At 39.5% G+C, this 8787-nt stretch carries 8 protein-coding genes and 2 riboswitches; of the genes, 1 reads left to right on the top strand and 7 read right to left on the bottom strand.

Annotated elements, in window-relative coordinates:
- The coding region (locus tag DXC23_RS12520; RefSeq protein WP_199523042.1) for a transposase at positions 1–266 on the top strand (266 nt) is incomplete at its 5' end.
- A 150-nt stretch (positions 267–416) separates the two neighbouring features.
- Here the strand turns inward: DXC23_RS12520 and DXC23_RS04990 are convergent.
- From DXC23_RS04990 to DXC23_RS04960, 7 genes are all read right to left on the bottom strand, one after another.
- Entirely contained in the window at positions 417–989 is a 573-nt protein-coding gene (locus DXC23_RS04990) for a folate family ECF transporter S component (protein ID WP_117705032.1), read from the bottom strand.
- Between the two features lie 86 nt (positions 990–1075).
- Positions 1076–1172: riboswitch (THF riboswitch) on the bottom strand.
- Between the two features lie 47 nt (positions 1173–1219).
- Positions 1220–1876, bottom strand: a complete 657-nt coding sequence (locus tag DXC23_RS04985; protein WP_242997405.1) for an ECF transporter S component — start codon at positions 1874–1876, stop codon at positions 1220–1222.
- 125 nt (positions 1877–2001) lie between these two features.
- A riboswitch (FMN riboswitch) is annotated at positions 2002–2121 on the bottom strand.
- Positions 2122–2154: 33 nt separating this feature from the next.
- Positions 2155–2877: a DNA alkylation repair protein gene (locus tag DXC23_RS04980; protein ID WP_117705031.1), complete on the bottom strand. Its 723-nt coding sequence runs from the start codon at positions 2875–2877 to the stop codon at positions 2155–2157.
- Positions 2877–3953, bottom strand: a complete 1077-nt coding sequence (locus tag DXC23_RS04975) for a glycosyltransferase family 2 protein (protein ID WP_117705030.1) — start codon at positions 3951–3953, stop codon at positions 2877–2879. The genes DXC23_RS04980 and DXC23_RS04975 overlap by 1 nt, the downstream gene beginning before the upstream one ends.
- Before the next feature lie 2 nt (positions 3954–3955).
- Positions 3956–4741, bottom strand: coding sequence for a hypothetical protein (locus tag DXC23_RS04970; RefSeq protein WP_117705029.1), 786 nt, complete (start codon positions 4739–4741; stop codon positions 3956–3958).
- A gap of 49 nt (positions 4742–4790) precedes the next feature.
- Positions 4791–6167 (bottom strand): Sapep family Mn(2+)-dependent dipeptidase, encoded by a 1377-nt coding sequence (locus tag DXC23_RS04965; RefSeq protein ID WP_117705028.1) that lies wholly within the window; start codon positions 6165–6167, stop codon positions 4791–4793.
- Positions 6168–6188: 21 nt separating this feature from the next.
- Positions 6189–8636, bottom strand: a complete 2448-nt coding sequence (locus DXC23_RS04960; protein ID WP_117705027.1) for a YfhO family protein — start codon at positions 8634–8636, stop codon at positions 6189–6191.
- Between the last annotated feature and the right edge of the window lie 151 nt (positions 8637–8787).

The following is an 8787-nucleotide window of genomic DNA, read 5'->3' as shown; positions in this document are numbered from 1 at the left end:
CTAAAAAAGCGATGTCAGATTGGATAAATTGGGCTTATAACTGCGATATCCCACAGTTTATTAAGTGTGCAAAAACGATGATGAATTGGCTCACAGGCATACTCAATTCATTCATAACAGCAATAACAAATGGATTTACAGAGGGCTGCAACAACAAAATCAAGGTGCTAAAGCGCAATGCATATGGCTTCAGAAACTTTAAGCGTTTCCGCAATCGTATTTTGCATATATTTGCCTATCAATCGCAAAAACAAGCGACAGTTTAATTTTCTGCCACTTGTTAAATATCTCTATTTCATTTTTCGGATTACCCCAACTATTGACATAGAGCCACATTATTTATAATGTTACCTCAACATTTAGAATAAAACAAAAAATAACGGCTGCTGCAAATTTTGCAACAGCCGATTTTGTTATCAGTTAGCTTTTTGTGGGAGTTTAACTCTTGACATAATTTTACCGCAGGCAAGAATAAGCAGAATTTCGGGAATACACTTAACAGCCTGACTTATAAGTCTTGCCGAAAGGTAGATAAAATATGACTTGCCCGAAGAAGTACCGTAAAGGAAGAACAGCCAATATGCCGAAAGGAAAATTTCAACCGCAATGCAGTTGATAACCCATGCAATGACTACCTTTGGAATGGTTACTTCATTCTTATAAAGAAATAAACCGTAAATAAGACCTGTTAAAATACCGTTGATTGTAAAGCCGGGGAAGTATGCTCCTCCTGTTGGATTCATAATGAAAGATAAAACATCTCCAAGCATACCTACAAGCATAGCAGGCACAGGGCCAAACATAGAGCCTGTAATTGCTATCGGCAAAAATGCACCGCTTAGCTTTACATTGTTGCCAAAGAAAGGCAAGGTGCTGTTGCCAATGAATCCGAGGATGATTCTCAGCGCAAGCAGCATTGCAATCATGGCAAGTGACTTAACTGACTTTAATTCTGAAAAAGAATTAAGGAATTTTTTAGAAACTGACATATATTTTCCTCCTAAAGATTTTTCGGTGTTGCTTTAGGAGAAAAAGAAAAGCGGACAGAAACTCTGCCCGCTATTAGTCCCAAAGTAACAGCGGGATGCGAAATCTGTACCGCAGGGTAACCTTTCGTTTTTGTGGCAACTCCCCGTCCACAAAACACTTTACGCACAAATTTCTACTCTGTTAAGCAAAAATGCTTACAAATTATATTATATCACTATGTCGAAAAAAGTCAAGCCTTTTCGGCCTTAGTGCTGCTCTTTTTTGTAAAAGCAGTGTTCATACGAACAATCATATTTGAAAGCGGCTTGTAAATTATCATTGCTATAATAGCGTCAATTATGCCCTTAAATAATGTGAAAGGTACATTGAAGATAATTAAAGACTTTAGCAATGTGTCTGATGACGGCAAGAGTAATTTATACATATTTACAATTACATTCATATCTCCGCCTGCCCATAGCTCTGCATAAACAGGGTAAACTACAAAGTAGTTTGTTACAACACTGAGTATTGCCATTGTCGCCGCACCTGCTACGCAGCCGATTAAAGCGCCTTTTTTAGTTTTGTTGTACTTATAAATCATACCTGCCACAAACACAAAAATTGCGCCGAGAATAAAGTTTGAAAATTCACCTACAAACATTGAGCTTGATACAGGCAAATGAATAAGATTTTTAAGCAGGCAAATAATTATGCCGTACTGCGGGCCTAATACAAATGAGCCGATAAGCTCAGGCAAATCCGAAAAATCGAGCTTTAAGAATGACGGCACGAGCGGAATGGGCACTTCAATGTACTGAAGAGCAATGGCAACTGCTGTCAACAGCGCAGTTACCGTAATTTTTGTGGTCATAAGTTTTTGATTGGATTTTTGTGCTGTTCTCATAGAACACACTCCTTAGAAATAAATTCAGATGTCCCGAGAAAAATAAAAATCCCCGTTACTTAGTGTAACGGGGAAAATTTCTGCACAAAAGGTTCGACAAAGCCAAATGGCAATGCCGAGAGTTTGCGTTTCTTCTTTCATCCGGACTATACCGTCGGTGTCTGAATTTCACAGACTCGGCAAGCAATGCTTGTTCGTGGACTTTAACCACCGGTGGAGAATTTCACTCCGCCCCGAAGACAACTGTTAATTATATTATATTCCGTAATTGTGATTTGTCAATACCTTTTTAGAGTTCTTAAAAATTTTTTATCCTCATCGGATACTCGTCTGCTTTCAATACATTTTTGAATAGCTTTATTAAAGGTTGCGTCATTGAGATTATTATTAAGGAAATATGAATGTGTAGTTTCTCTCTGCTTGGCATATGCGGTTGCAATGAGCCATGCCTGCGCCATTAAAATGTAGTATTTATCGCTGTTTACCAAGTCGCACCGAGCAAGTACGGCATCTATAAATTCACTGTCGAGGTAATAGTCAAGCATAATAACAAACGCAAAGCGGATATACCACTCGTTTTTACTCTCTAAATAATTTGTGAGGTAGTCAAAAAATTTAATTTTATATTTTTTAACTTCTTTAAGTCCAGCACAAAGGCCGTCACAAACCGCCCAATTATTTATTTTAGGAATAAAATTATTTACAAGAGAAATAAAGTCCTCAAAATTTTCGGTTTTAATAAGTCCCGTAACAATGGCGGAAATAATACGCTGTTCGTAATATTCTGTTTTGGAAATATTCAAAAATTCACGAGCATTTCCTTTTGAAATTTCCTTAGCAATTTTGCGCATATCAGGCATACGGATGCCGATAAAGCTGTCGCTTTCATCATCGGGTATGAGCGACGAGTGAAAGGCTTTGTATTTTAAATCGGCATGGCTTTTAAGGTATTCGGTCAGATTGTTGTAGTCATCAGCCGACCAATTATCGAGAGTAAACATCAGCGTTCCTCAGGCTTTAAGGTGTTTTGAATTACCTTGCGCCTTACTTTTTCAATTTTTTCTTTTGCGTGACTGTTCTTTATGCTTTTTTGCCAGGACGGAATTTGAATCAAACCGACTATTGTGCCTATTCCGTATGCAATGTGGAGCATAGGGAAGATGAACGGCAACAGTACAAACTGCGGCTGAATGTTTTTCATTGTGCAGCAGCCGACTGTATTTACTATGTCAAACATTCCGTAAATTGCAAGCAAAACATATAGTAACAGAGGCAAACCGAGAAATGCAAGTACCGAGCAGAACAACAGAGCCATTACGAATAGAAACGGAGCAAAGTGGAAGTATGAAAGACATCCCGGACACTCCGACAAAGTAAGACCTATCCACCTGCCGTTGGAGTATTTTTGATGAACCATATATTTAAGATTATTTCTTGCGTGCTGATAAGACACTATGTCAGGGCAACAGCACATTTTGTAGCCTGCTTTTCTTATGCGGTAGTGAAATTCGTTATCTTCTGTTCTGCCGAGGTTTTCGTTAAAACCGCCAACCTTTGCTATTACCTCTCGTCTGTAAGCGGCATGAAAAAGGCTGTCGAGGTATTCTTTTTGTGCCGAGGGTCTGCGGTAAGAGGCTACCGAACTGCCAAAAAGTGAGTCCTCTGCCGCAAGCAAGGTGAGTTTCCAAGATGAAATGTCAGAGGTGATGTTTGGTCTGCCGCCGCCCACAACATTTTCGCCGTCCTCAAGGTTCATTACATTTCTTGAAACAAAGTCCTTTGGAATACGGGCATGAGCGTCTACCCTTATTATAACATCACCACGAGCAGTCATAAGAGCGGCATTCCACGAGCTTGCCTGATTTTTTTTCATACACTGCACGATAGTCACATTGCGAAATCCGTAGCCTAATTCCTTGAATTTTCCCATCATTTCATAGGTTTTGTCGGTTGACATACTGTCAACAAATACAACCTCTATCTTGTTGTGCGGATAATCCTGCAACGAAATATCCTTGAAAAGTCCATCAAGCGCATCTGCCTCGTTGTAGGCAATCATACACAGAGAAACTATCATAGTTAATTCCTGCCTTTTTCTATTGATATTAACCACTTTGCAGAGGTTGCAAATGTAGTTGTAATGTACGGCAATACATAAAACGTAGGTACTACAAAAAAGCATAGCGCAATCCAACCGATAAAGCTGAAATATAACTTCATTGTGTTGCCAAAGTTTTTAACGAACATTTTTACTCCTTTGCCAAAGCATGAGAATACATTGGACTTTGGATCATCAACGAATAAAAACATTGCGTAGTTTACGAAAAACAAGTAAACAAACGAAATAAGGAAAACAGACACAGCGCCAAATCCCACATTCAATACAGGCTGTAACACAGCCGCAAGAATATCGTTGTTTGATACCGAATCCATAATGATTTTTATAAGGTAGTCAAAATCAAATGCAAATGCCGCCGCAGATAAAATTATGCAGAACATTAAGTTGAGGAGAATAGCCTTGAAATACAGCTTTGCTGATTTAAAAAAGCTGAATAAATCCCAGATCTTCGGTATTTCATTGTGAACTGCGGTGTAGGCGGATTTGAAAAATCCGTTTATCAGCGGACTTAAAAAGAACATTACAGCCACACTAATTCCGTTAACCAGTTCAAATAAAAATTCTTTACCGGGCTTTGCAGTATTTGTTGTGATATCAAAAGACTTGGTAATCAGCTGTATTATAGTGCCGAAACCCGACAAAGCAATAATAACGGCTGAAATCACAAGTGCCATTGCAATGAGAATTAACCACGAGCCTTTTAATGAGTTTAGCGCCTGATTTTTAATAAGTTTTTCTTTAGTCATACAAAAATCCTTTGTTAATTAATATTTTGCCGATGCAAGTATAAAAATATTAGTTTTCGCTGTCATTTGTACCGCAGTACATTCTATACATTGCCTCAAGGCAAATCTGAGCGTGGGTAAAGAATTTTTCTTTATCAATGCTTTCGTCTGCATTGTGCATATTAACCTCGTCATCTTTGAAAGCAGGGCCAAAAGCAAGACCTTTTCCGCCGAGCTTTCTTGCGTATGTTCCGCCGCCTGTGGTGTAAAGTTCGGGGTTCTCGCCCGTAACAGCCTTGTATGCACCTGAAAGGAGTTTTACAAGCTCGCTGTCCTTTTCAATGTAAAGCGGCTTTTCGTGATTAAGTATCTTAACATTTAATTTATTATGTTTAGCCGCATATCTGAACTGTCTGTAAACACTGCCGCCTGTAACAGAAACAGGGTAGCGAATATCAAAAGCGGCTCTTGCCTCGTCACCCTCAATGTGAATATAGCCGAGGTTTACTGTGAGGTCGCCCGAAATACTGCAATGAGTTTTAAGACCGAGTGAACAGCCGTCGGTTTCGTTGCCGTAAGCAATGTTGATAAAGTCGCAGATTGCGCCTATTTCATTAGCGGCATATGCCTTTGCGAGCAGCTCAATAAGTGCGGCGGCGGCATTGAATCCCTTATGCGGCTCGCAGGCATGAGCGGCTTTGCCTCGGCTGATTACCATAAGTCCGTCTATTGTAGAGTTAAACTCAAAGTTGCCTTTTGTTGTTTTTGAAAGCTCAAGCAGATTTTGCTCATCGTAGTTTGATGAATCAAGCAGGGCATAGGCAATGTCGGGAACAGCATTTATTGCCTTGCCTGAGTGTAGCTGAGAAAGTACAGTTGCAAGGTTTCCCTTTGTGCTGACTTCAATTTGGAGAATACCTTTTTCGGCATAGCAAATTCCGTAGTCGCTGTCGGGAGTGAAAGAAAGGTCAGGAACAGGCATTTTTTCAAAATATCCGTCTATATCCTCCATACCGCACTCCTCGCTTGTGCCGTAAATTGCACGCAGGGTGTTTACTCCGTCAATGCCCTCGTCCTTTAATGCTCTCAAACAATAAAGTGTAACGAGCGCAGCGCCTTTATCGTCTGCAATTCCTCTGCCGTAAAGTCTGCCGTCTTTTTCGGTGAGGAAGTAGGGAAGTACGCTCCAATTATTGCCTGCCGGCACAACATCAAGGTGGCTCAAAATACCGCAGAGTTTGCCTTTGTCGCCAAGCTGAATGTGCATACTTTCGCTTGTAACCTGTTTACCGACCAATCCAAAGTCCTTTGCTCTTTTAAGCATAAAGTCCATGGCGTTCTGACATTCCTCGGGTTTTTCGTTTGCAACCGATTCAAACCCGATTAGTGTGTTGAGGTCAGCAAGTAATTCGTCTTTGTATTTTAATATTCTGTCACCAAATATCATAGTTAAGTCCTCCGAATGTAATTATTTCCTCTTTTTTATATATCTAAAGATGTTAATTGATAAAATATAAACCAAAAATGCGGCGGCTGAAATAACAGAAATGAGTATGCCTGTTGACAGTCCCGGAGTTTTGTAAACAAATTCTATATTGCAATTTTCATTTGCGGGAATATAAACAGCCATAAGTCCGTTGTTTACCTTTTCTATTTCGGTTTCTGTACCGTTTACATATGCCGTAAAGCCGTCACTGTAAGGCACACTGAAGAAAAGCAGATTTTCATTGCCGTTTGTATTGTCAAAAACAGCGTTAAAGCCGTTGTCTGTATAATTAAATTCTGAACAAGAATTATTTTTGCGTTCTTCGCAAACTTTCTTGTAGGTTTCCCTGCCGTAAGAGTAATCGTCTATTATGCTTACAAAGTCTTCGGGTTTCTTTCCGTAAAGCTCTTTGTATTTTTCGTCTGTATAGCCTGTTATTGAGGCATATTTTTTCATTTGCTCACGACTGAGAACCATTGAATATAAAATAGTTTCAGACTTATGCGAACTCTTTGACTGCTCAAATTCTTCCTCCGTAACAAAGGAATCGTAGGTAAATCCCATAGGAATATAGCAGGTGTTCTCGTAAATTCTAAAACCGTTTTCCGCTTTTAAAAACTTCCAATACGGCATTTTTGTTTTACCGTTTTTTTCGGTAAAAGAGTTGCTTATATCGGTGTCATCGCCCATATAATCGAAAAGATATTTACAGCTCAATAGCGAACGGATACCGTACATATTTGTATCGGGACGAGATGCAACATCTCTTGTCATTCCGAGCGCCTCGTAAAACTGCATAATAGAGGTTGATACCGAGCTTTGAAAACAGTTGATTGACTTAATCTGCCAAAACATTGCCGTATTGTCGGGACATTCGTAAAAATCACTTCTTACGCTGTCATCGTCAAGGTCGTCAATGTGAATTGCGTCACGCTTGTTTAAAATGTTCTCTTTAATCGGCTTTATGGTTGCGCTGTAAGCTGTACCCGTACCGATTATAAAACCGCTTGTGAGCAGAATTGTTAAGCAAAGTGTGATTGATGTTGCAATGTAAAATGCCCTTGTGCGAAAACCGAATTTTTTGAAAATAAGAACAAAGCCTAAAATGCACACCATGGCAATAAGTGCATATATCCAAAATCGTCTTGTGTCGGCGGCTACACCGACAGACCATTGCTCGGTTTCGTCATCATTTGTTGTGACTTTTGGCATTAAGCCTATTAAAATTGTCATTGCAAGGGTGATTCCTGCCGACCATCTTACGGCTCTGCCCCAATCGGCTTTATTGCTTTCAAGAGCACGAATTGTGGCAAGCGTGAGCATAAGCACGAGCATATAGTACCATCTTGCATAGTAGATAGAGCTGTTGAGCATTTGGAAAGCTGAGTTGAGCACAGGAACAAATGCCATTATTATTAACAGACTGATAATTTTCTTTATCCAATCACGCTTTTTTAGCTGGAGATAGGCTATTGCGCCTGTCATACCAACGAGCGGCATCCAGCCTGCCACAGACGCCCATTTGCAGTTTGAGTCGGGCGTAAATGTAGGATAAGCCGGCATATCGGCAGGGAAGAAGAATGCGGCGATAGAAAGCCAATATCTTTGCGAATTGTTATGAACAAGAGAGTCCCAGCCGTTTGGAAGTGTGTTAAGTCGAGGATTGCCCATAATGCCCAAAACCGATGGCAAAAGTATGAATGCAGTGGCGAGAAAGCCTATTAAAACCTCTGAAGCAAGCAATAAAAATTCTTTAACAGAAAATTTATAGGTCTTGGTAAACACGAGCATTAAGAAATAAATAACTACAAAGAGTACCTGACCTGTAAAGAAGTAGTAATTTACTACGCAGGCACAGAATACGGCAGGGGCAAATATACCTCTTTTTTTGTCAAATAAAAATGCGTCCAGTGCCGCAAGCAGCAGAGGGAACACTATCATTGGCTCGTGAAAGTGGAAAAAGAAAATATTATAAACAGAAAATCCCGAAAAAGCGTAAAGAAGTCCGCCAATTACCGCAAACTGACGATGTCTGACATATCTTTTAAGATAAATGTATGCCGAAAGCGAACAAAACGACAGCTTTAGTATAATCAACGGCCCTATAAGATAGGGGACAGCCTCGCTTGGAAAAGGAATGGTTGCCCAAAAGAACGGACTGCCGAGCAGATAAAAGCTGTAACTTGAAATTAAATCAGAGCCTAAGTCTGTTGTGGTATTCCAGCCGAAATTACCGCTTTTTACGGCGTCATGTATCATTTGATAAAAGGGGATTTCCTGCACATTAAAGTCACCGTAATAGTAGAAAACACCGCCGTCAAAAATAATGAACGGAATAATCAGCGCACAGGCTGTAATAAAAGCAATAAAAAAGACTTGTAACCCATAATGATAATTTTTATTTCTGTATCTTTCAAGCTGCCTGCCCATATATTCCTCCACAAAAGGGTAATTAGTAATCAAAATTCTTTACAAAGCCAAGAAATACGGCTATAATTAAATAAAAAATTATAATTAATACTTATTATACCACATTACAAGGTGAAATGCACTATATTTTGGAAAAAAACAGGAGAAAATA

It is taken from the genome of Eubacterium sp. OM08-24, assembly GCF_003438075.1.
In the GTDB taxonomy this organism is placed as follows: Bacteria; Bacillota; Clostridia; order Oscillospirales; family Acutalibacteraceae; genus Ruminococcoides.
The sequence above is the reverse complement of the archived record's forward strand: the minus strand, read 5'-3'. Positions and strand labels throughout refer to the sequence as shown.